Raw genomic sequence first — 26,714 nt, 5'->3', positions numbered from 1 at the left:
GGCATGAGCCCGCCTCCTGTCGGTGATCGTCCAGATAATTTGATTTCGCTGATGTGACTCAGACCTTCGCCTCTTCCACCGGCACATGCATCCGGTCGCGTCTGGCCAAGGTCGGGAACAGTTTGATCCACGTCCCGGTCACCACTAGCGTGCCGATCCCGCCCATCACCACCGCTGGCACGGTGCCGAACCAGTGGGCAGTGAGACCGGATTCGAATTCGCCCAACTGGTTCGAGGCGCCGATGAACAGGCCGTTCACCGCGCTGACCCGGCCGCGCATTTCGTCCGGGGTTTCCAGTTGCACGAAGGAGGCGCGGATCACCATGCTGATCATGTCCGCTGCGCCCAGCACTACCAGCACCGCCAGCGAGAACCAGAACGAGGTCGACAGGCCGAAGGCAATGGTCGCGACGCCGAATACGCCGACGGCGGTAAACATTACCCGACCGACATTGCGCTCTACCGCAAATCGCGCCAGAAACAGCGACATCCCCAGCGCCCCGACCGCCGGCGCCGAGCGCAACAGGCCCAGGCCCCACGGGCCGGTGAGCAGGATGTCCTTGGCGAACACCGGCAGCAACGCCGTGGCGCCACCGAGCAGTACGGCGAACAGATCCAGCGAGATCGCCCCGAGGATGTCCGGGCGGCTGCGAATGAAGCGAATCCCCGCCAGCAACGAGTCCAGCGTGGCTTTGCCTTTGTTCAGCGGCGTCTGTCGCGCGGGCAGGTTGAGCATCAATGTGCAGGCGATGACGTAGAGCAACACGGTCGGGCCGTAGACCCAGACACTGCCAAACGCGTAGAGCAGGCCGCCCATCGCCGGGGCGACAATGGTGGCCGACTGTTGCGCTGACTGCGCCGCAGCAACGGCCCGAGGGAACAACGCCGTGGGCACGATGCTCGGCAGCAGCGCCTGGGTGGTCGGCAGCTCGAAGGAGCGCGCGCCGCCGAGCAGGAAGGCGAGGATGAAGATCATTTCCCGGGTGATGTGGTCAGTGGCGCTACCGATCGCCAGTGCCAGGGCGATCAACGCCTGCAACGACTGGCAGATCGCCGCAACACGACGCCGGTCATAGCGGTCGGCGACATGCCCGGTGTGCAGCATGAACAGCACCCGTGGTGCGAACTCCACCAGACCGACCAGACCCAGGTCGAGCACGTTGCCGGTCAACTGATACAGATTCCAGCCGATCGCCACGGTGAGCATCTGAAAGCCGCTGGCGGTGAAGATCCGGGCGAACCAGAACGCGAGAAACGGGCGATGGTGACGTAACAGCAGGGGCTCTTGGCTGGGCATCTGAAGGCAGGTCTGGCTTGGGGGGGGAACGGCGAGGTTATCACCAGTCTGTAACAGGAAGTTGCCATGACAAAAAATTTAGTTAGCCAGACATCTATCGTTCCCCGGCGCGCCTCAATCCTCCGTGGCGAGGGGATTTATCCCCGATCGGCTGCGCAGCAGTCATAAAAAATCAACGAAGCGACCAGAAAACGGGAGGCGTCTGGGGCTGTTTCACAACCCATCGGGCATAAATCCCCTCACCACAAGGGATCGCGCTGTCCCAGGGAATGTATTTCAGATCAGTTCCCCAATCCTGAGGCAACTTGTCACGCGGCAAACGACCACGCGGTTGTTCGTCGGAAATGGGACTACTCTTTCAACGTTGCTTGATCCAGATCAAGACCCTCCCGGGCCATGGTCTGGTGGCCCGTTGGCCAGACTCCCTGCGTTGCGATGGCTGTTAAAAAGAACGAATCAGAATTCGCCGCACTCCATATCCGTGGGGGCAGTAGGTACAGGGGCCTCGCGCCCCAACGCCAGTATTACCTGACAGAGGAAGCCATATGTTCGGTTTAGAGGCACTCGATCTCGCCCGAATTCAGTTCGCGTTCACCATCTCGTTCCACATCCTGTTCCCGGCCATCACCATTGGTCTGGCGAGTTACCTGGCGGTGCTCGAAGGCCTGTGGTTGAAGACCCACAATGACACCTACCGAGACCTCTACCACTTCTGGTCGAAGATCTTTGCCGTCAACTTCGGCATGGGCGTGGTGTCAGGGTTGGTCATGGCCTACCAGTTCGGCACCAACTGGAGCCGCTTCTCGGACTTCGCCGGTTCCGTCACCGGGCCGCTGCTGACTTACGAGGTGCTCACGGCATTCTTCCTTGAGGCCGGTTTCCTCGGGGTGATGCTGTTCGGCTGGAACAAGGTCGGGCGCGGCCTGCACTTCTTTGCCACGGTGATGGTGGCCATTGGCACGTTGATCTCGACGTTCTGGATTCTCGCCTCCAACAGCTGGATGCAGACGCCCCAAGGCTTCGAAATCATCAACGGTCAGGTGATCCCGACTGACTGGCTGGCAATCATCTTCAACCCGTCGTTCCCGTATCGCCTGATGCACATGGCGACCGCTGCGTTCGTTGCCACGGCCTTCTTCGTCGGCTCGTCGGCGGCCTGGCATCTGCTGCGCGGCAAGGACAACCCGGCGATTCGCACCATGCTCTCGATGGCGATGTGGATGGCGCTGATCGTCGCCCCGATCCAGGCGGTCATCGGTGACTTCCACGGCCTCAACACCCTCAAGCATCAGCCGGCGAAAATCGCCGCGATCGAAGGCCACTGGGAAAACAAAGGCAACGAAGCGACGCCGTTGATCCTGTTCGGCTGGCCGGACATGAAAGAAGAAAAAACCAAATTCGCCGTGGAGATCCCGTACCTCGGCAGCCTGATCCTGACCCACTCGCTGGACAAGCAGGTGCCGGCGCTCAAGGAGTTTCCACCTGAAGACCGGCCGAATTCGACCATTGTGTTCTGGTCGTTCCGGGTCATGGTCGGCCTCGGTTTCCTGATGATCTTCACCGGTCTGTGGAGCCTGTGGCTGCGCAAGCGCGATTCGCTCTACACCTCGCGACCGTTCCTGTACCTGGCGTTGTGGATGGGGCCATCCGGCCTGATCGCGATCCTCGCCGGCTGGTTCACCACCGAGATCGGTCGTCAGCCTTGGGTGGTTTACGGGCTGATGCGCACGGCGGATGCGTCCTCCAACCACAGCTTCATGCAGATGAGCATCACCCTGATCATGTTCGTCGTGGTGTATTTCGCCCTGTTCGGCGCAGGCCTGGGCTACATGATGCGCCTGGTGCGCAAAGGGCCGAAAACCGATGAAGGCAAGGAAACCAACGACGGTGGTCCCGGCCAGAAACGCACGCCGGCCCGGCCGATGTCCGCTGCCGACGACGATGGTGCCGACGCAGACCATCGCCCCAGCCTGACCAAGGAGATTTGAATCATGGGTATTGATCTTCCGCTGATCTGGGCCGTGATCATCATCTTCGGCATCATGATGTACGTGGTCATGGACGGCTTCGACCTGGGGATCGGGATTCTCTTCCCGTTCATCCCGGGCAAGACCGACCGTGACGTGATGATGAACACCGTCGCCCCCGTGTGGGACGGCAATGAAACCTGGCTGGTACTGGGCGGCGCGGCGTTGTTCGGCGCGTTCCCGCTGGCCTATTCGGTGGTGCTCTCGGCACTGTACCTGCCGCTGATCTTCATGCTGATCGGCTTGATTTTCCGCGGTGTGGCGTTCGAATTCCGCTTCAAGGCCAAGGACGACAAGCGCCACCTGTGGGACAAGGCGTTCATCGGTGGCTCGGTGGCGGCGACGTTCTTCCAGGGTGTCGCATTGGGGGCGTTCATCGACGGCTTGCCGGTGGTCAATCGGCAATACGCGGGTGGCTCACTGGACTGGTTGACGCCGTTCACCCTGTTCTGCGGCGCCGCGCTGGTGGTGGCGTATGCCTTGCTCGGCTGCACCTGGCTGATCATGAAAACCGAGGGCAAGCTGCAGGAACAGATGCACAACCTGGCGCGACCACTGGCGTTCGTGCTGCTGGCAGTGATCGGCATCGTCAGCCTGTGGACGCCGCTGGCACACCCGGAAATCGCCACACGCTGGTTCAGCACGCCGAACCTGTTCTGGTTCATGCCGGTGCCGATTCTGGTGCTGGTGACGATGTACGGCTTGATCCGCGCCGTGGCGCGCAACGCCAACTACATGCCATTCCTGCTGACCCTGGTGCTGATTTTCCTCGGCTACAGCGGTCTGGGCATCAGCCTGTGGCCGAACATTGTGCCGCCGTCGATCTCGATCTGGGACGCTGCCGCACCGCCGCAGAGCCAGGGCTTCATGCTGGTCGGTACGCTGTTCATCATCCCGTTCATCCTGGGCTACACCTTCTGGAGCTACTACGTGTTCCGCGGCAAGGTCACCCATGAAGATGGTTACCACTAATCTGCGCTCTGCTCACCCTGTGGGAGCGAGTCTGCCCGCGATGGTGTCTTCAGTGACGCCATCGCCTGACGGAGGATTGATGCAATGAGCAGCAAGCATTCCTTGCACGAGATTGAAGAGGCCGAAAAAAAGCCGCTGTGGCAGCGGCTCGGCTGGTTGGCCCTGATCTGGATTGGTAGCGTCGGCGCACTGTTCATTGTCGCCAGCCTGATGCGCCTGTTCATGAACGCGGCCGGTCTGACCACGCACTGAAACATCCCGTCCCGTTGCCCTTGGGCACGGATTCATGACCCTCTGTACCGCGGAGGGTTTTTTTTGCCTGGCGTTTACTTGCGCGCCTTGAGGATCACGAATTTCGGGGTTGCCGCCACTTGCTCGACGCCACGGAACAGCCGCGCCAGTTTGCTGTGATAACCCAGGTGACGGTTGCCGACGATGTACAACGCACCGCCCACCACCAGCGCCTCACGCGCCTGCTGGAACATGCGCCAGGCGAGGAAGTCGCCGACCACCTGTTGTTGATGGAACGGCGGATTGCACAGCACCACGTCCAGCGACTGCGGCTCTTGCCCGGCCAGACCATCACCAGCGCGCACGATCACTTCGCGCTCGCCGAGGGCGGCGTGCCAGTTTTCAGCGGCCGATTGCACGGCCATGAACGATTCGTCGACCAGCGTGTAATGCGCGTCAGGGTTCTGCAAGGCACTGGCGATGGCCAACACGCCGTTGCCACAGCCAAGGTCGGCGACGCGGGCGCTGCCCAGATTTTGCGGCAGGTATGGCAGAAAGGCCCGGGTGCCGATATCCAGGCCTTCACGGCAGAACACGTTGGCGTGGTTGAGTAATTCGATGGCCGGCTCGTCGAGTTGGTAGCGCGACGGGAAGGGCGAGATCGCCGGGGCTTTGGCCTCGGGTGTGGCGATCAACAAGCGGGCCTTTTTCACGGCCAGTGAAGCCTGTACCGGGCCAATGTAACGCTCCAACAGATCCCCGGCCGCACGCGGCAGGTGCTTGACCATGGCTGCCGCCACCACTTCGACGCCAGGCGCCAGTTGCCCTTGCAGGCGAATCAGTTGTTCTTCCAGCAACGCGAGGGTTTTGGGGACTCGGATCAGCACTCGGTCAAACGGACCGACCAACGGTTCACTGGCCGCAATGCCGCGCACCGCATCGAACGCCAGGCCATTGCGCACCAGATTCTTTTCCAGCCCCTGGAACGCCAGAAACGAGTCACCACTGCTGCTGACCTGAACCTTGCCCGCCAGACTTGCCGCCAACGCCCCAAAGCTGTCGTTGAGCACTAACACCCGAGTGTCCGCCGTCGGTTGCTGAGCGGCCAGGTGATTGAGCAGGTATTCGTCAGCCGCATCGAATGCTTGCAGCGGTTCATTCTGCTGCTCGGGCTGGCGAATCAGGTCGAGTTGGGCGAAGGGCGTGTCGAGCAAAGGCATGATGCGGGAACTCTGGTTAATCAACGGGTGGCCCGCAGCCCGGGTTGTTGCGCAGCGGAACCGTCCGAGTGGAATACGACGTTTAACGTCATCACTCAGGAAGGTCGCAAATGGTACGTTTTTTTCCGTTGAAATACTTGCAGCTTTTACGGGTTGGGCGCGTCGAGAAGACCACAACGGCTGGGGGCAATGACGGCGGAAATCTTGTTGCAGACGTTCAGTTTGATGATCACGTTTTGCACGTGGTAATTCACGGTGCGCTCGCTCAGACAAAGGATCCGGGCAATCTCGTAGGCCGTCTTGCCGAGTGCCGAGAGCTTTAGCACTTCCAGCTCCCGCGGTGAAAGGTGCGGGTGCTCGGGCTTTTTTGGCAGTTTGGGCAGGGATCTGGCAAACAGATCACTCAGATGGCTGGTCGCGTAAAACATGTAGCCAAAATGCTCGTACAACTCGAGCGGGCTCAGCGGGCCATTTTTTCTCGCAAGACTCAGTATGCTGCACAGCCCACTGGCTTCATGATGGAACGACTGGGACCAGCCATGTCTCAATCCATGTTCCTGTTGAGCGTCCCACAGCAGTGGGGTCGGCGAAAACAGCTCTTCTGTCCAGACAATGGGCAGCATGGAGCGATTGCAGTGTGTGACTACCGGGTCAACTTTCCTGTAGCTTTCTTTTTCATAGAGTTGATTCCACTCTTTGGGGTAGTTATTGATTTGCAAGATTTTAAAGTCGGCGTTCCGATTATTTGATGTCAATGAGACAGCACAAAAATTGAAGCCAATGTTTTGCGCGAATTGCAGCAAGATCGGATATGCGGTCTCTATTTCTCTTGCAAAAGTCAGTTGCTTTAATTGCGACTCCTTCCATATTTCCATCACAAACTCTCCGTGAGTCGTTTCCTGGGGCGCATTTTTGGATCCAATGGATCGTGCACGGAGTCGAGTGTAGGACAAGTCCTACACGTGTCGTTGAATTTTTTTGCTCTTTGGAATGAGCTTTAATTGGGAGAAAGTTATTAGTCGGGGATAGCGCGTTTTGTTCAGGCTGCCATTCAATTTGGCCGTGGAGATCTCGCTATTAGTTGTATCTGGGTTTTTTTCTCATTGGTCTCGATGAATGAAAAGACATTATAAAAGCAGTGGTGTTTTAGGGTGCCGGTTTGCGCGAAACTGGCAGGGTCCTTTCAGTGGAGTGGCCCATGACTGTCAGCGCAGAGAAATTTACCGCCCAGACCTTGGTCGATGTGCAGCCCTTGACCCCCAGTCTGTTCACCCTGCGTACCACCCGTGATGCAGGTTTCAGGTTCCGTGCAGGACAATTCGCCCGCCTGGGGGTGACCAAGGCTGATGGCAGCACGGTGTGGCGTGCCTACTCGATGGTCTCCTCACCCTTCGATGAATTTCTCGAGTTCTTTTCCATCGTGGTGCCTGGGGGCGAGTTCACCAGTGAGCTGAGCCGATTGCAGGCGGGCGATGCCTTGCTGGTGGAGCGTCAGGCCTTTGGTTATCTGACGCTGGATCGTTTTGTCGACGGTCGGGATCTTTGGCTGTTATCCACAGGGACCGGCGTCGCGCCGTTTCTGTCGATCCTGCAGGATTTCGAGGTGTGGGAGAGGTTTGAGCGAATCATCCTGGTGTACAGCGTGCGCGAAGCACGGGAGTTGGCCTATCAGTCGCTGATCGCGGAGCTGGCTCAGCGTGATTACCTGGCCGAGCACGCGCATAAACTGCAATTCATCCCCACGGTTACCCGCGAACATTTTCCTGGCGCCCTGCATGGCCGCATCACCAGCCTGATCGAAAATGGCGAGCTGGAGCGTGTTGCAGGAGCTGCACTGACCGCGGAGCATTCGCGTGTGATGTTGTGTGGCAATCCACAGATGATCGATGACACCCGGGCGCTGCTGAAACAACGGCACATGAGCCTGAGCCTGACGCGGCGGCCGGGGCAGGTGGCGGTGGAAAACTACTGGTAAAAAAACGGCGCCATCACAGGCGCCGTTTTCATTCATGAAGCCTTCAAGGCCGGTTGTTCTGGGCTTTGAGCAGATCGCGGATCTCACCGAGCAACTCTTCTTCCTTGGTCGGAACCGGTGGCAGGGTAGGGGCCACGGCTTCTTCGCGTTTCAGGCGGTTGATGGCTTTGACGCCCATGAAAATCGCGAAGGCGACGATCACGAAGTCCAGAATGCTCTGGATGAATTTGCCGTAAGCCATGACCACTGCGGGGGCGCTGCCCTCGGCGGCTTTTAGCGTGATCGCCAGATCACTGAAGTCCACCCCACCGATCAACAGGCCGATTGGCGGCATGATCACGTCACCGACAAACGACGAAACGATTTTGCCGAAGGCGGCACCGATGATGATACCGACGGCCATGTCGACCACATTGCCTTTGACCGCGAAGGCCTTGAACTCACTTAGCACGCCCATAGGTTATTTCCTTGTTACAGATGAGGTTGGTGTACGCAGTGTAAATCAGCAAAACGCGTCCTGCGCGAAACACCTTCTTACAATGCCCGTTTTTATCGACACATGAATCGACGATTAGTTTGCAAAGTGCCACTAATCGCGCGCGAAATACGCCGTAAACCGCTGATCGGGAAGCTAAAATTTTCAATCATGGAGTTGCGAACTTTCTATTTATGTTCTCGGACATAGCCCTCTAGCCTCTGATTGGCGCACCTGGATGCGCCCAAAAGAACCAGAGGAACCTGATATGAATTCCACTCTTGGACTGGGGGCTTTTCCCCATCGCGGTACCCTTGGCGTACTCGCCGCCAGCCTGTTGACCTTCTCCGTGCACGCCGCCCCCCTGACCCGGGACAACGGCGCAGCGGTCGGCGACAACCAGAACTCGCAAACTGCCGGCGCCAATGGCCCGGTGCTGCTGCAGGATGTGCAACTCATTCAGAAGCTGCAGCGTTTCGACCGTGAGCGCATTCCCGAGCGCGTGGTTCATGCACGCGGCACGGGGGCCCATGGCACCTTCACTGTGACCAACGACCTCAGTGACCTGAGCAAGGCCAAGGTGTTTGCCGCAGGCCAGATAACGCCGGTGTTCGTGCGTTTCTCCGCAGTGGTGCACGGCAACCACTCCCCGGAAACCCTGCGGGATCCGCGGGGTTTCGCCACCAAGTTCTACACCGCCGATGGCAACTGGGATCTGGTCGGCAACAACTTCCCGACGTTCTTCATACGCGATGCGATCAAGTTTCCGGACATGGTCCATGCGTTCAAGCCCGATCCACGTACCAACCTTGACGATGACTCGCGTCGTTTCGACTTCTTCTCCCACGTACCGGAAGCCACCCGTACGCTGACCGAGCTGTACTCGAATTCGGGCACGCCTGCCAGTTATCGGGAGATGGATGGCAATGGTGTACATGCCTACAAGTTGGTCAATGCCAAAGGTGAAGTTCACTACGTGAAGTTTCACTGGAAGAGTTTGCAGGGCATTAAAAATCTTTCGCCAAAACAAGTCGCAACCGTTCAGGGTCAAGATTACAGTCATATGACCAATGACTTGGTAACCAACATTAATAAAGGTAATTTCCCGAAGTGGGACTTGTACATCCAGGTGCTGAATCCACAAGATTTGTCCAAGTTTGATTTCGATCCATTGGACGCGACCAAGATCTGGCCCAATATTTCGGAACGAAAAATTGGACAAATGGTGTTGAACCGTAATCCGGCGAATGTGTTCCAGGAAACCGAACAAGTTGCCATGGCCCCCGCCAATGTTGTACCGGGTATCGAACCTTCCGAAGATCGTCTGTTGCAAGGCCGAGTGTTCTCTTATGCCGATACGCAGATGTATCGTCTGGGCGCCAATGCTCTGCAACTGCCGATCAATGCGCCGAAAGTTGCCGTCAATAATGGCAATCAGGACGGTGCAATGAACTTCGGTGCGACCCAGTCTGGCGTGAACTATCAGCCGAGCCGCCTGCAGCCGCGCGAAGAGCCGCAAAGTGCGCGTTACAGCCAATTGGCACTGTCCGGCAGCACGCAACAGGCGAAGATCCAGCGTGAGCAGAACTTCAAGCAGGCGGGTGATCTGTATCGCTCGTTCAGCCAGCAGGAGCGTCAGGACCTGATCGACAGCTTCGGCGGCTCGCTGGCGACCACCGATGACGAGAGCAAGCACATCATCCTGTCCTTCCTTTATAAGGCCGACCCGGAATACGGCACCGGTGTGACCAAAGTGGCCAAGGGCGACCTGGGCCGGGTCAAGGCGCTGGCAGCGAAATTGATCGACTGATCTCGACGCCATGCACCGCGGGGCCTGAGTCAGGCCCCGTTCTGCCCAAGGAGAGCACATATGCGTCCTTATCTTTTACTGTTGCTTGGCTGCCTGTCCTTTACTGCGCAGGCCGGGCAGAGCCCTGAGGCGATCAAGGCCCAGTTGCAGGATTACTACTTTGATGCCGCCCGGCGCGGTGACGTGCCGATGCTCGAGACGTTTATCGAATCCGGTTATTCCCTCGATACCCGTGACAACAAGGGCTACACCGCGCTGATTCTGGCGGCGTATCACGGCCAGGGCGCGGCGGTGGATCGCTTGCTGGCGGCAGGCGCGGATGCCTGCGCGCAGGATCAGCGCGGCAATACGGCGTTGATGGGGGCGATCTTCAAGGGCGAGCTCCAGATTGCCCGACGGCTGATGGCCACCGATTGCAGCCCCGATCAGCGCAACGGCGCGGGACAAACTGCCGCGATGTACGCCGGGTTGTTCAAGCGCGTCGAATTGCTCGATGCACTCAAAGCCAAGGGCGCCGACCTCAATGCCGAAGATCCGCTGGGCAACAGCGCCGCGCGTCTGGCCAACGGCGAAATCCGCACCGCCGCGCCGCGCTGAGTGGTGGCTGCGTTATCATCGCGGTTTTTGCCGGGGGATCCAGATGGCCAAGGCCAAGCGCATGTACGGCTGCACCGAGTGCGGCGCAACCTTTCCCAAGTGGGCGGGCCAGTGCGGCGAGTGCGGCGCCTGGAACACCCTGACCGAAACCATGATCGAGAGCGGCGGTGCCACGGCCCCCACCGGGCGCACCGGCTGGGCCGGGCAACAGGCGCAGATCAAGACGCTGGCCGAAGTCAGCATTGAAGAGATTCCGCGTTTTTCCACCGCCTCCGGTGAGCTGGACCGGGTGCTCGGCGGCGGTCTGGTGGACGGTTCGGTGGTGCTGATTGGCGGTGACCCGGGCATCGGCAAGTCGACGATTCTGCTGCAGACCCTGTGCAACCTCGCCAAGAGCATGCCGGCGCTGTACGTCACCGGTGAAGAATCCCAGCAGCAAGTGGCCATGCGCGCCCGACGCCTCGGACTGCCGCAGGACCAGTTGCGGGTGATGACCGAAACCTGCATCGAAACCATCATCGCCACGGCCCGCCAGGAAAAACCCAAGGTGATGGTGATCGACTCGATCCAGACCATCTTCACCGAACAATTGCAGTCGGCTCCCGGTGGCGTCTCGCAAGTGCGCGAAAGTGCGGCGCTGCTGGTGCGCTATGCCAAGCAGAGCGGTACGGCGATTTTTCTCGTCGGTCACGTCACCAAGGAAGGCGCGCTCGCAGGCCCCAGGGTGCTGGAGCACATGGTCGATACCGTGCTGTATTTCGAAGGCGAGTCCGATGGCCGATTGCGACTGCTGCGTGCGGTGAAAAACCGTTTCGGCGCGGTCAACGAACTCGGCGTGTTCGGCATGACCGACAAGGGCCTGAAAGAAGTCTCCAACCCGTCGGCGATTTTTCTCACCCGTGCTCAGGAAGAGGTCCCGGGCAGCGTGGTGATGGCCACGTGGGAAGGCACCCGGCCGATGCTGGTGGAGGTGCAGGCGCTGGTCGATGACAGCCATCTGGCGAACCCGCGTCGGGTGACCCTGGGCCTGGATCAGAACCGTCTGGCAATGCTGCTCGCGGTCCTGCACCGCCACGGCGGCATTCCGACCCACGACCAGGACGTGTTCCTCAACGTGGTGGGTGGGGTGAAGGTGCTGGAAACCGCATCTGACCTGGCGCTGATGGCGGCGGTGATGTCGAGCCTGCGTAACCGGCCGTTGCCGCATGATCTGCTGGTGTTTGGCGAGGTCGGGCTGTCGGGCGAGGTGCGCCCGGTGCCAAGCGGGCAGGAGCGCTTGAAGGAGGCGGCCAAGCATGGTTTCAAGCGAGCGATCGTGCCCAAGGGCAATGCACCGAAAGAGTCGCCGGCGGGGTTGCAGATCATCGCGGTGACTCGTCTGGAGCAGGCTCTGGACGCACTCTTCGAATAACCACAATTCCCTTGTATGAATGAAATCCTGTGGTGAGGGGATTTATCCCCGATGGGGCGCGGAGCGGCCCTGAAGAAACGGGTCTGCTGCGCAGTCCATCGGGGATAAATCCCCTCGCCACAGGGTTCATTCCAACATTTGTTTTTTGGGTGGGTTCTAGATTTCGATCAGGGCGCCCAATTCGCGCTCAAGCTCGGCCTCATCCGCCAGATTCAGCTCGATCAAGCGCCGCAAGCACTGGATCGATTCCAGGCTGATATGCCGGCAGACAAATCCCAGTTGCCCGTGATCTTCATGGGCCAGATGTACATCCATCTTGATCTCGACGTCTTTGCTCAGATGAATGTCGACATGAAAATCATGCTCCTTATCCCCGAGCCAAGGCTCCGGCCGCTCGATCAACAGCCCCTTGAGTGACAGATCGATCAGTTTCACCGGCCAGATGTATTGCCCCTGACTCAGATCGGTGCTGGCATCGAACGCAATACGTTTGAAGCGACGACGGTTGGCTGGGTGCTCGCTCATGGCGCAATCCTCCAAAGGTTCGCTGACTATAGACCCGCATTCTTCAACCGTGCCAGTGCAGACAGGCGTCTAGACCAATGTCGGGGTATGGTCTTTGCCGCCAGTAGCGCTAAACTCGGGGTGGCTGTCTTTCTTGTCCACCCTGGCTGGAATAATAAAATGAAAAATAATAATAGCCTGCTACGCCACTTACCCTGGCTAGTGCTGGCAATCGTAGGAGCGTGCGCCCTGGGCGTAGTGGCATTGCGCCGAGGAGAGGCGATCAACGCCTTGTGGATCGTGGTCGCGGCAGTGGCCATTTATCTGGTTGCGTACCGCTACTACAGTCTGTTCATCGCAAACAATGTGATGCAACTCGATCCGCGTCGGGCCACCCCCGCCGTGCTCAACAACGACGGTCTGGACTACGTACCAACCAACAAACACATTCTTTTCGGTCACCACTTCGCCGCGATTGCCGGCGCAGGCCCTCTGGTCGGCCCGGTGCTGGCGGCGCAGATGGGCTATCTGCCCGGCACGCTGTGGCTGATTGCCGGGGTAGTGCTGGCGGGTGCGGTGCAGGACTTCATGGTCCTGTTCATGTCCACCCGGCGCAACGGCCGTTCCCTGGGCGACATGGTGCGTGAAGAAATGGGCCGCGTGCCCGGCACCATTGCGCTGTTCGGCTGCTTCCTGATCATGATCATCATCCTCGCGGTGCTGGCGCTGATCGTGGTCAAGGCGTTGGCCGAGAGCCCGTGGGGCATCTTCACCGTGATGGCGACCATCCCGATCGCGATGTTCATGGGCATCTACATGCGCTACATCCGTCCGGGGCGCATTGGCGAGATCTCGGTTATTGGCGTCTTGCTGCTGCTCGGTTCGATCTGGCTGGGCGGGCAGATTGCCGCCGATCCGGTCTGGGCCAAGGCTTTCAGCTTTACCGGTATCCAGATCACCTGGATGCTGATCGGTTACGGATTTGTCGCGGCAGTGCTGCCGGTGTGGCTGATCCTCGCGCCACGTGACTACCTCTCCACCTTCCTCAAGATCGGCACCATCATCGCCCTGGCGATCGGTATTCTGGTGACCATGCCCGAGCTGAAAATGCCGGCGCTGACCCAGTTCGTCGACGGCACCGGTCCTGTGTGGAAGGGCGGTCTGTTCCCGTTCCTGTTCATCACCATCGCTTGCGGTGCGGTGTCCGGGTTCCACGCACTGATTGCTTCGGGCACCACGCCGAAGCTGCTGGATAACGAAACCAACGCGCGTTACATCGGTTACGGCGGCATGCTGATGGAATCGTTCGTGGCGATCATGGCCATGGTTGCCGCTTCGGTGATCGAGCCGGGTGTGTACTTCGCCATGAACAGCCCGGCCGCCGTGGTCGGCGGTGACGTGGCATCGGTCGCGCAAATGGTCAGCAGCTGGGGTTTTGCGATCACGCCTGAGGCGCTGCAAGCCGTGGCTCACGACATCGGCGAAACCACCATCCTGGCCCGTGCCGGCGGTGCGCCGACCCTGGCGGTCGGTATTGCGCAGATCCTGCACAGTGTCCTGCCGGGTGAAAACACCATGGCGTTCTGGTACCACTTCGCGATCCTGTTCGAAGCGCTGTTCATCCTCACGGCTGTGGACGCCGGCACCCGTGCCGGGCGCTTCATGCTGCAGGACCTGCTCGGTTCTTTCGTGCCGGCGCTGAAACGTACCGAATCGTGGACCGCCAACCTGATCGCCACCGCCGGTTGTGTGGCGATGTGGGGCTGGTTGCTGTACCAAGGCGTGATCGATCCACTGGGCGGCATCAACACCTTGTGGCCGCTGTTCGGTATCTCCAACCAGATGCTGGCCGGTATCGCGCTGATGCTCGGCACGGTGGTGCTGATCAAGATGAAGCGTCAACGCTACATCTGGGTCACTCTGCTGCCAGCGGCCTGGCTGCTGATCTGCACCACCACTGCAGGCTTCATCAAGCTGTTCGACGCCAACCCGGCGATCGGCTTCCTGTCGCTGGCCAAGAAATACAGCGATGCACTGGCCAACGGTCAGATCCTCGCGCCGGCCAAGAGCATCGACCAGATGCAGCACGTGATCTTCAACGCTTACACCAACGCAACGCTCACCGCGCTGTTCCTGTTCGTGGTCTTCAGCATCCTGTTCTATGCGCTCAAGGTCGGCATCGCCGCCTGGGGCAAAAAAGAGCGTACGGATAAAGAATCGCCATTCCAGGCACTGCCGGACGCGTAACCAGAGGATTGCACCATGTTCAATGACCTGAGTCGCCTCGGTAAATACCTCGGTCAGGCCGCGCGCCTGATGGTCGGCATGCCCGACTACGACACCTACGTCGAGCATATGCAAACCAAACACCCGGACAAACCGGTGATGAGCTACGAGATGTTCTTTCGCGAACGTCAGGAGGCGCGTTACGGTGGCAAGGGTGGGCCCAAGTGCTGTTGAGCTGACAGCCAGAGGGTTGAGGTAATCCCCCTGTGGGAGCGGGCTTGCTCGCGAAAGCGGTATGTCATCGAGCAATGATGTCGATTGACAAGACCCCTTCGCGAGCGAGCCCGCTCCCACATTTGTTTTGTGTTTCTTTCAGGAGATCGTGTTTTGTCTTCTCCCATACCCGTAACGGTACTCAGCGGTTTCCTCGGTGCCGGCAAGACCACCTTGCTGCGCCATTTGCTCAAGGCCGAGCACGGCCTGAAAATCGCCGTGATCGAAAACGAATTCAGCGATGCCGGCATCGACACCCAGTTGCTCGGCGACGAGCCGGTGCAAGTCATGACCCTGGCCAACGGCTGCGTTTGCTGCACCATTCACACCGATCTGACCAAGGCCCTGTACCTGCTGCTCGAGCGCCTGGACAGCGGCGAAATCGCTTTCGACCGGCTGGTGATCGAGTGCACCGGGCTGGCCGATCCGGCCCCGGTGGCGCAGACCTTTTTCATCGATGAAGAACTGCGCGAGCGCTATCTGCTCGACGGCATCATCACCTTGGTCGACGCCGCCCACGCCGACCTGCACCTGACCCAGACCATCGCCCAGGCGCAGATCGGTTTCGCCGACCGCCTGCTGGTGAGCAAGACCGATCTGGTGGACGAGGCGATGTTCACCGCGCTGAGTGAACGCCTGACGCGGATCAACCGCCGTGCGCCGATCCGGGTAGTCGAGCATGGCAACATCGATCTGGCGGAACTGCTCGACGTGCGTGGCTTCAATCTCAACGCCGACTTGGGCGGCGGGATGAGCCTGCGTCCGGTGAGCAAGGCGCCCTCGATCGACCGTATCTCCAGCCTGGTGCTGCGCACTGAGCAGCCGCTGGATATCGATCAACTCAGCGAGTTCATGAATGAGCTGCTCGAAGAGCATGGCAAGCAATTGCTGCGTTACAAGGGTGTGCTGAGCATTGCCGGGGAGGATCGGCGGCTGGTGTTTCAGGGCGTGTTGAAACTTTACGGTTTCGACTGGGATACCGAATGGGCCGAGGGTGAAGTGCGGGAAAGTGTGATTGTGTTTATTGCCGATGATCTGCCGGAAGAGAAAATTCGGGCGGGGTTTGCTCGGGTGGCTGCACAGCAAAACTGAATTTGTGGCGGCTGGAAGGGCCTCTTCGCGAGCAAGCCCGCTCCCACAGTCGACCGCATTCTGTCAGGAGGAATGCAGTCTACTGTGGGAGCGGGCTTGCTCGCGAAGGCGATCTAACCAACAACACAATATCCAGGCTCTGAACCCAGCAGTGTTTGCTCAAGATGATCCAGATGCCGATTCATCAGCATCCCGGCCCTTGAAGCATCGCCTCGTTCCACCGCCTCTACCAACGCCAAATGCTCGTGCCATGCGCAACAGCTGTGCGTTTGGCACTCACTTCGCGCAATTACCAATGATGTCAGCGGTACCAGGCTGCCAAGAAAATGCGCCAACGGTGCATTTCCGGCCATCTTCGCCAACTGCAGATGAAACTCCCCGGACAGGCGAATTGCCGCAGCGCGTCGATTTTTATCCACAGCCTGGCGCTCGCGTTCGATCAATGCGCGCAGGCGTTTCAAGTCATCAGGTTGCGCGTGCTGACACGCCAGTCGCACTAACGTGTTCTCGGTCAAGCGTCGTGCGTGCAGGGTCTGCCGCGTCTGCTCTGTATCGGGCGCAGCCACCCGCGGCCGATGATTGGAGCGCAACACAATCACTTGCTCATGGGACAACTGCGTCAACACCCGACGCACGTCCGCGCGGCTGACGCCGAACATTTGCTTGAGGCTGTCTTCGGTGAAGCGGCTGGCAGCATCAAGACGTTGTTCGAGAATCGCATCGAACAGCCGGGGATACAGATCATCCACCGGCGCGTGCAGGCGGGAGAAGGGCAGGGCCGTCGACATCTGGCGATTGTGCGACGACGTGGCGAGGCTGTTCATGGCCGGTCTCCAGAGTGAGTAAATTCAGTGGCTCAAGTTGTCTTCCGGAATATTCAATTCGATGCCCATCCGCTGGCCTTCGCGCAGAATGTGCCGACGCATTTCGGCGCTGGCCTGGGCGCTGTTCTTGCTGCGGATCGCGCGCACCACCGCTTCGTTTTCTTCCAGGCGCTCGGCCAGGTGCTCAGGCGAATTGCGCAGCACCTCGGCGCTTTGCTTGAGGGCGTTGCTGGTTTGCTGCACCACACTCTGGAAGATCGGGTTCGAGGTCAGGGTGAACAGCTCTTCGTGAAAGGCGATGTAGGCGCTGACCCCGGCTTCACTGTCGCCCGCTTCAAGAGCTTCGCGCATGTCCATCAGGGTCAGGCGCAGTTGCCCGACTTCCTTGCTGCTGATCGACTGTGCAACCAGACCGACGATGAACGGCTCAAGGGTGTAGCGCAGTTGCAGCACGTCTTCGAGGCTCGCGCCGGCCACGGCGCTGTCATGGCTCTGGCTGTCGCTGAGCTGGGCGTCGAGCACCACCACGCCCTTGCCCGGCATCGAGCGGACGAGGCCGAGGGTTTCCAGGACGATCACCGCTTCGCGCAGGCTCGGGCGACTGATGCCCAGTTGTTCGGCCAGTTCGCGCTGGCCCGGCAGCATGTCGCCGGAGCGCCACTGACCACGGGCCAGTGCGGCCCGAAGTTTCTCTACCACTGAGTTGACGACGGTTGATGTTGTAATCACGTATTGGCTCCCTGTGCCGTGCCTGCGGTGGAGCAGGCACGGCGGTCATTCAGAATTCTTTGGCCGCCGCCTGGGCGAGCGGTTTTCTCGGCTGAAAGGTATAGCCCTGCTCGCCGTTGAGCACCTTGTTCGCGCGCTGCACATCGATGTCCTTTTCCCAACGGGCGATGGCCACGGTAGCGACGCAGTTGCCGATCAGGTTGGTCAGCGCCCGGCCGATGCCCATGAACCAGTCAACCGCCAACACCAGCACCAGACCCACCACCGGGATCGCCGGAATCGCGGTCAGCGTTGCCGCCAGAATCACCAGCGCCGAACCGGGAATACCGTGGGCACCCTTGGAGGTGATCAGCGACACCAGCAGAATCGTCAGCAGATCAGTCATTGCCAATGGCGTGCCGGTGGCGTTGGCGATGAACACGATGGCCAGGGTCAGGTAGATCGAAAAGCCGTCGAGGTTGAACGAATAGCCGGTGGGAATCACCAGGCCAACCGTCGAGCTGCCAATGCCCAGGTGTTCGAGTTTGCGCATGATCTGCGGCAGCACGGCGTCGGAAGAAGCGGTGCCCATGACGATCAGCAGCTCTTCACGCAGGTACTTGAGCAGTGGCCACATGCGCAGGCCGGAGGCACGCATCACCAAGCCGAGGATCACACTGACGAAGGCCATGCAGGTCAGGTAGAACAAGCCGACCAGGCTGCCCAGGTGTTGCAGCGAATCGAGGCCGTACTTGCTGGTGGTGAAAGCGATGGCACCGAACACGCCAATCGGCGCCAGGCGCACGATCATGCCCATGATCCGGAAGATCACATGGCTCAGTTCGTTGATCAGGCGCGAGATCCCGGAAGCTGTTTCGCCTACCAGATTCAACGCACTGCCAAACAACACCGAAAACAGCAGCACTTGCAGGATGTTGTTGTCGGCAAAGGCGCCGATCACCGAGGTAGGGATCAGGTCCATCAGAAACTGGGTGGTGGTGTGCATATGCTGACCGCGTTCGGCGATATCGCCCATGTCGGCGGCGGACAACTGCTCCAGATGAATATTCGCGCCGTTGCCGATCCCGGTGCTGAAGGCGAATACCAGACCGATCACCAGCGCGATGGTGGTCAGCACTTCGAAGTAGATCACCGACTTGAGGCCGATGCGCCCGACCTTCTTCAGATCGCCGGCGCCGCTGATGCCGCTGACCACCACGCAGAACACAATCAGGCCGATAAGCATCTTGATCAGTTTGATGAAACCGTCGCCCAGCGGTTTGAGCTGAGCGGAATATTCGGGAAGGGTCAGCCCGCAGATGATGCCGAGCACCAGTCCGAGAACCACTTGGAGGAAGATTGAACGCGAGCACCATCTGAGCATGGGAGGAATCCTGGTCGGTGTCCTGGCTGCCGTGTGCGGGGCACATCAGATTCAGGACTTAATTATTGTGGTCTTACCGGTATGTCCAGTGCAGGCGCAGTCTAGGCGCTGTTTTCAGAAGCTCGCAAGTAAAAAATGACGAATTGGCATGACCGGTCTGACCAGTTTGGTGCAATGCCGCGTGCTTGAGCCATTTGCGGTTGGAAACTTTTTTGCAGGCGAAAAAAAACCGGCCATCACTGGCCGGTTTTTCATGCTGCGGATTTAACGTTGCAATTAAGCGCCGTAGACCGGCAGTTTCTTGCAGATGGCTTTTACTTTCTCACGTACGGCGTCGATCACCGCTTCGTTGTTCAGGTCAGCCAGGATGTCGCAGATCCAGCCGGCCAGCTCTTTGCACTCGGCTTGCTTGAAGCCGCGAGTGGTCACAGCCGGAGTACCGAAGCGCAGGCCGGAAGTGACGAACGGCGAGCGTGGATCGTTTGGCACGGAGTTCTTGTTCACGGTGATGAACGCTTTGCCCAGAGCGGCGTCGGCGTCTTTACCGGAGATGTCCTGCTTGATCAGCGACAGCAGGAACAGGTGGTTCTTGGTACCACCGGACACCACGTCGAAACCGCGCTCGATGAACACTTCGGCCATGGCCTGGGCGTTCTTCACCACTTGTTCCTGGTAAGCCTTGAATTCAGGCTGCAGGGCTTCCTTGAAGCAGATCGCTTTAGCGGCGATCACGTGCTCCAGCGGGCCACCCTGGGCGCCCGGGAATACTGCGGAGTTCAGCTTCTTCTCGATCTCGGCGTTGGCGCGAGCCAGGATCAGGCCGCCACGTGGACCGCGCAGGGTCTTGTGGGTGGTGGTGGTCACGACGTCAGCGAAAGGTACCGGGTTCGGGTAGACGCCAGCGGCGACCAGACCGGCTACGTGAGCCATGTCGACGAACAGGTAGGCACCGACTTTGTCAGCGATTGCACGGAAGCGCGGGAAGTCGAGGATCTGCGAGTAGGCAGAGAAACCGGCCACGATCATTTTCGGCTTGTGTTCAACCGCCAGACGCTCGACTTCGTCGTAGTCGATCAGGCCGTTGGCGTCGATGCCGTACTGCACGGCGTTGTACAGCTTGCCGGAGGACGAAACGCTGGCGCCGTGGGTCAGGTGACCACCGTGGGCCAGGCTCATGCCCAGAATGGTGTCGCCACCTTGCAGCAGGGCCAGGTAAACAGCGGCGTTGGCTTGCGAACCGGCGTGCGGCTGAACGTTGGCGTAATCGGCGCCGAACAGTTCTTTGGCGCGGTCGATAGCCAGTTGCTCGACAACGTCGACGTACTCGCAACCACCGTAGTAGCGCTTGCCTGGGTAACCTTCGGCGTATTTGTTGGTCAGGACCGAGCCTTGAGCTTCCATCACCGCTGGGCTGGTGTAGTTTTCCGAAGCGATCAGCTCAATGTGTTCTTCCTGGCGCTGAGCTTCTTGCTCCATGGCGGCAAAAAGGTCGGCGTCGTACTTGGCAATAGTCAAATCACGGCTGAACATGGCGGTCCTCAAGGATCGGGGGGCAGAAAAGGGGGGCATTCTAACTCAATGGGTTTTGGATGGCATATGAAACGACATCATGTCGCAGACAAGTGGCGTTCATGCGCAGATAGATGGTGATTGCGCCGGCTTCATCGCGAGCAGGCTCACTCCTACATTATCTGAGGCGTACACAAAAACCGTGACCGACATCAATCCCTTGTAGGAGTGAGCCTGCTCGCGATAGATGCGCCACAGATTTTCAGTCAAACATGAACAGCGCATCATTGCTGAACTGCGCTTCGAACCGGCTGGCCGGCATCGGCCGGCCGAACAGGTAGCCCTGCACCTCATCGCAACCGTGTTCACGCAGGAAGTCCAGTTGCTCATGGGTTTCCACGCCCTCGGCGATCACCGCCAGGTTCAGGCTGTGGGCCATGGCGATGATCGCGCGGGCGATCTGCGCGTCCTGCTCGCCGGACGGCAGGCCGTCGACGAAGGTGCGGTCGATCTTCAGCACGTCGATCGGGAATTGCTTGAGGTAGTTCAGCGACGAGTAACCGGTGCCGAAGTCGTCGACCGCGATGCTCAGGCCGAGGTTCTTCAGCCCGGCGAGAATCTGCATCGCCTCGCTGACTTCACGCATCAGGATACTTTCAGTCAGCTCCAGTTCCAGGCACGCCGGCGGCAGACCGGTTTCCCTGAGAATGGTGGCGATGCGCGTGCCGAGTTGGCCATCGGAGAACTGCCGCGCCGAAATGTTCACCGACACCTTCGGCACGCGCACGCGGTTTTGATGCCAGGTTTTCAACTGGCGACACGCCTCGCCGATCACCCAGTCGCCAACGTCGACCACCAGACCGAGCTCTTCCAGCACCGGAATGAAATCCCCCGGCGGCACCAGCCCGCGACGCGGATGACGCCAGCGCAGCAGGGCTTCGGCACCGGTCAGGCGTTTGCCGTCGCCACTGAATTGCGGCTGGTAATACAGGACGAATTCGTTCTGCTCCAGGGCGTGGCGCAAGTCGCTTTCCAGCTCCAGACGCTCCAGCGCACTGGCGTTCATGTCGGCCTGATAGAACTGGAAGTTGTTCTTGCCACGCTCCTTGGCGTGGTACATCGCGGTGTCGGCGTTTTTCATCAACTGGCTGAGTTCGTTGCCGTCCTGCGGGCTCAGGGCGATGCCGATACTGGCGGTGACGAAGAACTCGCGGCTTTCGAGCACGAACGGTTTCACCAGACTGGCGAGAATCTGCTCGGCGACGTGAATCGCTCGGTTCAGTGCCATCTCGCGGCTGGAGCGGTGTTGCAGGAGCAGAGTGAATTCGTCGCCGCCCATGCGCGCCACAGTGTCGTCATCGTCGACGCAGGCCAGCAGGCGCGTGGCCATGTCCTTGAGCATGCGGTCGCCGGCGGCGTGGCCGAGTGAGTCGTTGATCGGTTTGAAGCGGTCGAGGTCGAGGAACATCAGCACCACCCACGACTTCTGCCGCTCGGCCGATTGCAGCGCGGTGTGCAGGCGATCCTGGAACAGCGTGCGGTTGGGCAGGTGGGTCAGGGCGTCGTAGTAGGCGAGGCGGTGAATCCGCTGCTCGCTGGCCTTGCGCTCGCTGATGTCGCTGAAGAAGCACACGTAACTGGCCAGGTCGCCTTCATCGTCGAGCACTGCGGTAATGCCGACCCACGCCGGGTAATGCTCGCCATTGCGCCGCTTGAGCCAGACTTCGCCTTCCCAGGTGCTGTGCTGATGCAGTTGCTTGAGCACGTAGCGCAGGTGCGCGTCCTGCTGTTCGTCGACGGTGAGCATGTTCGGCAACTGGTCGAGGACTTCGGCCACCGCGTAACCGCTGACCCGGCTGAACGCCTCGTTGGCCTGCACGATGTAGCCGGCCGGGTCGGTGATCAGGATCGCCGAGGTCGAGTGCTCGAAAACCGTCGCGGCCATGCGCAAGTCTTTCTCCGCGCGGCGCTGCTGGCTGATGTCGCGACCGACGCCGAGCACGCCTTCGAACGCACCGTGTTCGTCCCACACCAGCACCAGACGCAGCTCGATCGGAATCTTGCGACCGTCGGCACGCAGGCAGTCGAACAGGAACATCTGGGTCTGCACCTGGCTTCGCAGCTGCGTCAGTTGCTCAGGCTTGTCGAGCGCTTTGCTGACCCGGTCCATCAGGGTGTAGATGCCGCTCAGTTGCTGCGGGTTGGCAATGGTCGATTGCCAGCCGTTCTGGAAAATCCACTCGGCGTTGTAACCCAATACCGCCTGCACCGACGGACTGACGTAGTTCAGCGACAGTTTGCTGTCGGTGGAAAAAATCACGTCGCTGATGCTTTCGGCGAGCATCCGGTAGCGTTGCTCGCTGTCACGCAGCGATTCGCTGGCCTCGATCTGCTCGGTGATGTCCTTGGCCACACCAATGATTCGCGTGACCTGATCGTGCTTGTCCCGGGCCAGCGCCTGCTCACGGATGTCGAAGCGCCGCCACTTGCCGTCGCGATGGCGAAAGCGCAACTGGCATTGCAGCAACTGGCTGTAGCCGGCGTGCCGCTGCATCTGCCGCGAACGGTGGTAATAGTCGGCGTCTTCCGGGTGCAGGAGGATTTCCCAGAAATACTCGCCCATCTGGTGCAGCTCGGTGCGGTTGTAACCGAGGGTCTGGCCGAGGTGGTGGTTGCTGAAGATCATCCGCTGGCTGATCACGTCCTGTACGTACAGGTGATCCGGCACGGTGCGCACCACGTCCGACCAGAAGCCTTCGCGCTCCAGCAGCGACAGTTCGATCAGCTTGCGGCTGGTGATGTCGCTGATGCTGAGGATCACCGCTTTATAGTCGTGCTGTTCCTGCGGCAGGCGCAGCACCATCCACAGGTGCTGGTCGCGCCCATTGATGTCCGGCAGCTTGATTTCCAGTTCCAGCTGCTTTTGTTGCTGCAGGACTGCGTCGAGCACCTGATTGCCGATGGCGCACTGGTGGTGCGGATGACCGTCGATCAGCAGTTGCCAGGTGTGCTCGCAGGAATTGACGTTGAGCAGTTGCAGCGCCACCTGATTGACCTCGGTGACACGCAGCTCTTGCAGCAGTTGCTGGCGCTGGGCCGGCTGGTCGAGCCAGGCCTTGAGCTGGTCGCTGGTCTGGATCTGCGCCTTGTCGAACAGTTGCTTGAGGCCCGACAGATCCAGCACGCACAGGGCGACGCCGGTGCCTTCGAAGATGTCCTGATAACGTCGGCGGCCTTCATGCAACTGGCGCTGGCGCCGGCGCATGTTGAGCAGGGCGATCACCGGCAACATCGAGAACGCCAGGCCCAACAGACATTTACCAATGAACGCCGGCAGCAGTTCTTCGAGCACGCGCTGGCGATCGAACAGCCCGCGCAACTGCCAGTCGCTGCTGCTCAGTGGCACAGTCAGTACGGTGTTGGTCATGTCGTCCGGGCTCAGCACGCCGGGCCGGGCCGAAGACAGTGCTTCGTCGCGGCTGATGATCTGATGGTTGAGGCGGTTTTCCACCAGCCACAACGGACGGATGCCGGTTTCGCCCTGTTTGGTCAGTGAGTCGAAGAACGTCGGGGTCAGGCGCAGCGCCCAGTAGCCGCGTGTGTTGCCGCTGGCCTGATGCAATAACAGATGCACCACCGAACCGTCGTCGGCGTTGCTGAAGTAATGCGCCTGGGCGCGGCTGCGGCGCACCAGTTCGCTGAGGTAGTCGGCGTCGTGGCTGTCGCCGGCACTGTCGCTGATGATTTTGCCGGAAGGGCTGAGCAGGGCCAGGCTGCGCAGGTCTGGCAGCGATTGCTGGAGCTTGTGCAACAGCGCCTGCTGTTCGTCGGACGACTGCGGCTGTTCGACGATCGGTAGCAGGTTGAGGGCGATTTGCGCATTCAGCGACATGTTCAGGCTGACCTGCGAGGCGAGGTCGGCGGTGTAATCGATGGTGTACTGGCGCTGGTTTTTCTGGGTCTCGCGCAGTTGGTCGAGCAGTTGCCAGAACAGCAATGCCAGCAACAAAAGCACGAGTGTCGCCAGTGCGCCCTTCAATGTTCCGCGCAGGGGCGAGCCGGGCGCCGGTTGGGTGCTGCTCACAGAGGCTGGCGGAGAGACATTGGACAAGCTGAAATCCTGCGGTTTGGCTGGACTGGCGCGACGTGCACTATAAGCCGGACGCCCGAAGGGCGGCTAGCATGCCTTGAGTTGTGGCGAAGTGCCAGCCCCACTCGGCTGGACTGCCTTCCGTCATTAAGGTAGCTTTGCCGGTTACGCGGGAGCGTTCCAGCTCCTAGAATCAGACTTTTTTCAGCGCGCACGCATTGATCACCATTAAGTGAACGACGCGCATGGTCTGGCCGGGCATCGCCTGCGCTCCAATCATTCATCTGTCACTGACCCAAGGTTCTCCATGGCTCAATACGTATTCACCATGCATCGGCTGGGCAAAGTTGTTCCGCCGAAGCGGGAAATCCTGAAAAACATTTCGTTGTCGTTCTTCCCCGGCGCCAAGATCGGCGTACTCGGCCTCAACGGTTCGGGTAAGTCCACGCTGTTGAAAATCATGGCCGGCGTCGACACCGAGTTCGAGGGCGAAGCCCGTCCGATGCCGGACCTGAACATCGGTTATCTGCCGCAAGAGCCGCAACTGGATCCGACCAAGACCGTGCGTGAAGTGGTCGAGGAAGCGGTCAGCGTGATCAAGAACGCCCAGGCCCGCCTGGACGAGGTCTACGCGGCTTACGCTGAAGAAGATGCCGACTTCGACAAACTGGCTGCCGAGCAAGCCAAACTCGAAGCGATCCTGCAAGCCAGCGACGGCCACAACCTTGACCGCCAGCTGGAAGTCGCCGCCGACGCCCTGCGTCTGCCGGCGTGGGACGCCAAGGTTGAATTCCTCTCCGGTGGTGAAAAACGTCGTGTGGCCCTGTGCCGTCTGCTGCTGTCCGCTCCGGACATGCTGCTGCTCGACGAACCGACCAACCACTTGGACGCTGACTCCGTGGCGTGGCTGGAGCACTTCCTGCACGACTTCCCGGGCACCGTGGTCGCGATCACGCACGACCGTTACTTCCTCGACAACGTTGCGGGCTGGATTCTGGAACTCGACCGCGGCGCGGGCATTCCTTACGAGGGCAACTACTCGGGTTGGCTCGAAGCCAAGTCCGATCGTCTGGCGGCCGAATCCAAGCAGCAGTCGGCTCACGAAAAAGCCATGAAGGAAGAACTGGAGTGGGTGCGCAAAGGCGCCAAGGCCCGCCAGTCCAAATCCAAGGCACGTCTGCAGCGTTTCGAAGAAATGCAGTCGCAGGAATTCCAGAAACGTTCGGAAACCAACGAGATCTACATCCCGGCCGGTCCTCGCCTGGGCGACAAGGTCATCGAATTCAAGAACGTCACCAAGGGCTACGGCGACCGCGTGCTGATCGACAACCTGTCGTTCTCCATGCCAAAAGGCGCGATCGTCGGCGTGATCGGCGGTAACGGTGCCGGTAAGTCGACCCTGTTCCGCATGCTGATGGGCAAGGAAACTCCGGATTCCGGCAGCATCGAAGTCGGCGAAACCGTGCAACTGGCCTGCGTTGACCAGAGCCGCGAAGACCTCGACGGCAGCAAGACCGTGTTCCAGCAGATCTCCGACGGTTCGGACCAGATCCGCATCGGCAACTACGAGATCCCGTCGCGTACTTACGTCGGTCGCTTCAACTTCAAGGGCGGCGATCAGCAGAAGTTCGTCAAGGACCTGTCCGGTGGTGAGCGCGGTCGTCTGCACCTGGCGCTGACCCTGAAAGAGGGCGGCAACGTCCTGCTGCTCGACGAACCGTCCAACGACCTCGACGTTGAAACCCTGCGTTCGCTGGAAGAAGCCCTGCTGGACTTCCCTGGCGCCGCCATTGTGATCTCTCACGATCGCTGGTTCCTGGATCGCGTCGCGACCCACATCCTGGCGTACGAAGACGACTCGCAAGCAGTGTTCTTCGAAGGTAACTACACCGAGTACGAAGCCGACCGCAAAAAACGCCTCGGCGAAGCGGCTGCCCAGCCACACCGGGTACGCCACAAGAAACTGGCCTGATTCGGGTTGGTTGCATGAGAAAGCGGAGCCCCCGGGCTCCGTTTTTTTTTGCCTGGGTTTTTCAGTGAGGCCGAGGCGCGGCTATCGCGAGCAGGCTCACTCCTACATTTGAAATGC

The 26,714-nt window shown here is 59.9% G+C and carries 21 protein-coding genes; 11 read left to right on the top strand and 10 right to left on the bottom strand.

Going from position 1 to position 26,714, the window contains the following annotated elements; translation table 11 throughout:
• Nucleotides 1-58: 58 nt before the first annotated feature.
• Nucleotides 59-1,297, bottom strand: coding sequence for an MFS transporter (locus PseAD21_RS03305; RefSeq protein ID WP_102354488.1), 1,239 nt, complete (start codon nucleotides 1,295-1,297; stop codon nucleotides 59-61).
• Between the two features lie 545 nt (nucleotides 1,298-1,842).
• Between PseAD21_RS03305 and PseAD21_RS03300 the strand changes: the two genes are divergently transcribed.
• The 3 genes from PseAD21_RS03300 (at nucleotide 1,843) to PseAD21_RS03290 (ending at nucleotide 4,548) form a co-directional block, all read left to right on the top strand.
• Entirely contained in the window at nucleotides 1,843-3,285 is a 1,443-nt protein-coding gene (locus PseAD21_RS03300; RefSeq protein ID WP_102354487.1) for a cytochrome ubiquinol oxidase subunit I, read from the top strand.
• Between the two features lie 3 nt (nucleotides 3,286-3,288).
• Nucleotides 3,289-4,296 (top strand): cytochrome d ubiquinol oxidase subunit II, encoded by a 1,008-nt coding sequence (gene cydB / locus PseAD21_RS03295; RefSeq protein ID WP_102354486.1) that lies wholly within the window; start codon nucleotides 3,289-3,291, stop codon nucleotides 4,294-4,296.
• Nucleotides 4,297-4,380: 84 nt separating this feature from the next.
• Entirely contained in the window at nucleotides 4,381-4,548 is a 168-nt protein-coding gene (locus PseAD21_RS03290) for a DUF2474 domain-containing protein (protein WP_102354485.1), read from the top strand.
• Between the two features lie 74 nt (nucleotides 4,549-4,622).
• Here the strand turns inward: PseAD21_RS03290 and PseAD21_RS03285 are convergent, their stop codons facing one another.
• Together PseAD21_RS03285 and PseAD21_RS03280 are read right to left on the bottom strand one after the other, a co-directional pair.
• A complete protein-coding gene (locus tag PseAD21_RS03285; protein WP_102354484.1) occupies nucleotides 4,623-5,747 on the bottom strand; it encodes a class I SAM-dependent methyltransferase in 1,125 nt (374 codons plus the stop codon).
• A 146-nt stretch (nucleotides 5,748-5,893) separates the two neighbouring features.
• On the bottom strand, nucleotides 5,894-6,622 hold the full coding sequence (locus PseAD21_RS03280) for an autoinducer binding domain-containing protein (RefSeq protein ID WP_102354483.1): 729 nt from the start codon (nucleotides 6,620-6,622) through the stop codon (nucleotides 5,894-5,896).
• Nucleotides 6,623-6,945: 323 nt separating this feature from the next.
• On the opposite strand from PseAD21_RS03280, the gene PseAD21_RS03275 reads away from it, so the two are divergent.
• On the top strand, nucleotides 6,946-7,722 hold the full coding sequence (locus PseAD21_RS03275) for a ferredoxin--NADP reductase (protein ID WP_102354482.1): 777 nt from the start codon (nucleotides 6,946-6,948) through the stop codon (nucleotides 7,720-7,722).
• A 43-nt stretch (nucleotides 7,723-7,765) separates the two neighbouring features.
• Here PseAD21_RS03275 and mscL read toward each other — a convergent pair whose 3' ends face one another.
• The gene (gene mscL, locus PseAD21_RS03270; protein ID WP_102354481.1) at nucleotides 7,766-8,179 is read right to left on the bottom strand and encodes a large-conductance mechanosensitive channel protein MscL; all 414 of its coding nucleotides are present in this window, start codon (nucleotides 8,177-8,179) and stop codon (nucleotides 7,766-7,768) included.
• A gap of 286 nt (nucleotides 8,180-8,465) precedes the next feature.
• On the opposite strand from mscL, the gene katB reads away from it, so the two are divergent.
• The 3 genes from katB to radA are packed head-to-tail and all read left to right on the top strand — an operon-like array spanning nucleotide 8,466 to nucleotide 12,015.
• Nucleotides 8,466-10,007 (top strand): catalase KatB, encoded by a 1,542-nt coding sequence (gene katB / locus PseAD21_RS03265; RefSeq protein WP_102354480.1) that lies wholly within the window; start codon nucleotides 8,466-8,468, stop codon nucleotides 10,005-10,007.
• A gap of 60 nt (nucleotides 10,008-10,067) precedes the next feature.
• Nucleotides 10,068-10,604: an ankyrin repeat domain-containing protein gene (locus PseAD21_RS03260; protein ID WP_102354479.1), complete on the top strand. Its 537-nt coding sequence runs from the start codon at nucleotides 10,068-10,070 to the stop codon at nucleotides 10,602-10,604.
• A gap of 43 nt (nucleotides 10,605-10,647) precedes the next feature.
• Nucleotides 10,648-12,015 (top strand): DNA repair protein RadA, encoded by a 1,368-nt coding sequence (gene radA / locus PseAD21_RS03255; RefSeq protein WP_095181861.1) that lies wholly within the window; start codon nucleotides 10,648-10,650, stop codon nucleotides 12,013-12,015.
• A 156-nt stretch (nucleotides 12,016-12,171) separates the two neighbouring features.
• Here the strand turns inward: radA and PseAD21_RS03250 are convergent, their stop codons facing one another.
• The gene (locus PseAD21_RS03250; protein ID WP_102354478.1) at nucleotides 12,172-12,540 is read right to left on the bottom strand and encodes a PilZ domain-containing protein; all 369 of its coding nucleotides are present in this window, start codon (nucleotides 12,538-12,540) and stop codon (nucleotides 12,172-12,174) included.
• A gap of 159 nt (nucleotides 12,541-12,699) precedes the next feature.
• On the opposite strand from PseAD21_RS03250, the gene PseAD21_RS03245 reads away from it, so the two are divergent.
• The 3 genes from PseAD21_RS03245 (at nucleotide 12,700) to yjiA (ending at nucleotide 16,110) form a co-directional block, all read left to right on the top strand.
• Nucleotides 12,700-14,766 (top strand): carbon starvation CstA family protein, encoded by a 2,067-nt coding sequence (locus PseAD21_RS03245; protein WP_025108762.1) that lies wholly within the window; start codon nucleotides 12,700-12,702, stop codon nucleotides 14,764-14,766.
• A 15-nt stretch (nucleotides 14,767-14,781) separates the two neighbouring features.
• A complete protein-coding gene (locus PseAD21_RS03240) occupies nucleotides 14,782-14,979 on the top strand; it encodes a YbdD/YjiX family protein (RefSeq protein WP_003228401.1) in 198 nt (65 codons plus the stop codon).
• Between the two features lie 153 nt (nucleotides 14,980-15,132).
• Nucleotides 15,133-16,110, top strand: coding sequence for a GTPase (yjiA, locus tag PseAD21_RS03230; protein WP_102354477.1), 978 nt, complete (start codon nucleotides 15,133-15,135; stop codon nucleotides 16,108-16,110).
• 113 nt (nucleotides 16,111-16,223) lie between these two features.
• Here the strand turns inward: yjiA and PseAD21_RS03225 are convergent, their stop codons facing one another.
• The 5 genes from PseAD21_RS03225 to morA form a co-directional block, all read right to left on the bottom strand.
• Nucleotides 16,224-16,934 carry a GntR family transcriptional regulator gene (locus PseAD21_RS03225; protein WP_102354476.1) on the bottom strand — a complete coding sequence of 237 codons (711 nt, stop codon included), beginning with the start codon at nucleotides 16,932-16,934 and terminating at the stop codon, nucleotides 16,224-16,226.
• A 24-nt stretch (nucleotides 16,935-16,958) separates the two neighbouring features.
• A complete protein-coding gene (locus tag PseAD21_RS03220; RefSeq protein ID WP_025108765.1) occupies nucleotides 16,959-17,663 on the bottom strand; it encodes a FadR/GntR family transcriptional regulator in 705 nt (234 codons plus the stop codon).
• Nucleotides 17,664-17,712: 49 nt separating this feature from the next.
• On the bottom strand, nucleotides 17,713-19,026 hold the full coding sequence (locus tag PseAD21_RS03215; RefSeq protein WP_102354475.1) for a C4-dicarboxylate transporter DctA: 1,314 nt from the start codon (nucleotides 19,024-19,026) through the stop codon (nucleotides 17,713-17,715).
• A 276-nt stretch (nucleotides 19,027-19,302) separates the two neighbouring features.
• Nucleotides 19,303-20,556, bottom strand: coding sequence for a serine hydroxymethyltransferase (glyA, locus tag PseAD21_RS03210; RefSeq protein WP_007963781.1), 1,254 nt, complete (start codon nucleotides 20,554-20,556; stop codon nucleotides 19,303-19,305).
• Between the two features lie 241 nt (nucleotides 20,557-20,797).
• Nucleotides 20,798-24,646 carry a cyclic di-GMP receptor MorA gene (gene morA / locus PseAD21_RS03205; RefSeq protein ID WP_102354474.1) on the bottom strand — a complete coding sequence of 1,283 codons (3,849 nt, stop codon included), beginning with the start codon at nucleotides 24,644-24,646 and terminating at the stop codon, nucleotides 20,798-20,800.
• 286 nt (nucleotides 24,647-24,932) lie between these two features.
• Here morA and ettA point away from each other — a divergent pair, with 286 nt between their 5' ends.
• Entirely contained in the window at nucleotides 24,933-26,597 is a 1,665-nt protein-coding gene (ettA, locus tag PseAD21_RS03200) for an energy-dependent translational throttle protein EttA (protein WP_102354473.1), read from the top strand.
• Nucleotides 26,598-26,714: the final 117 nt, after the last annotated feature.

The organism is Pseudomonas sp. AD21, assembly GCF_002878485.1.
Lineage (GTDB): Bacteria > Pseudomonadota > Gammaproteobacteria > Pseudomonadales > Pseudomonadaceae > Aquipseudomonas.
This window is presented reverse-complemented; position numbering and strand designations above follow the sequence as displayed.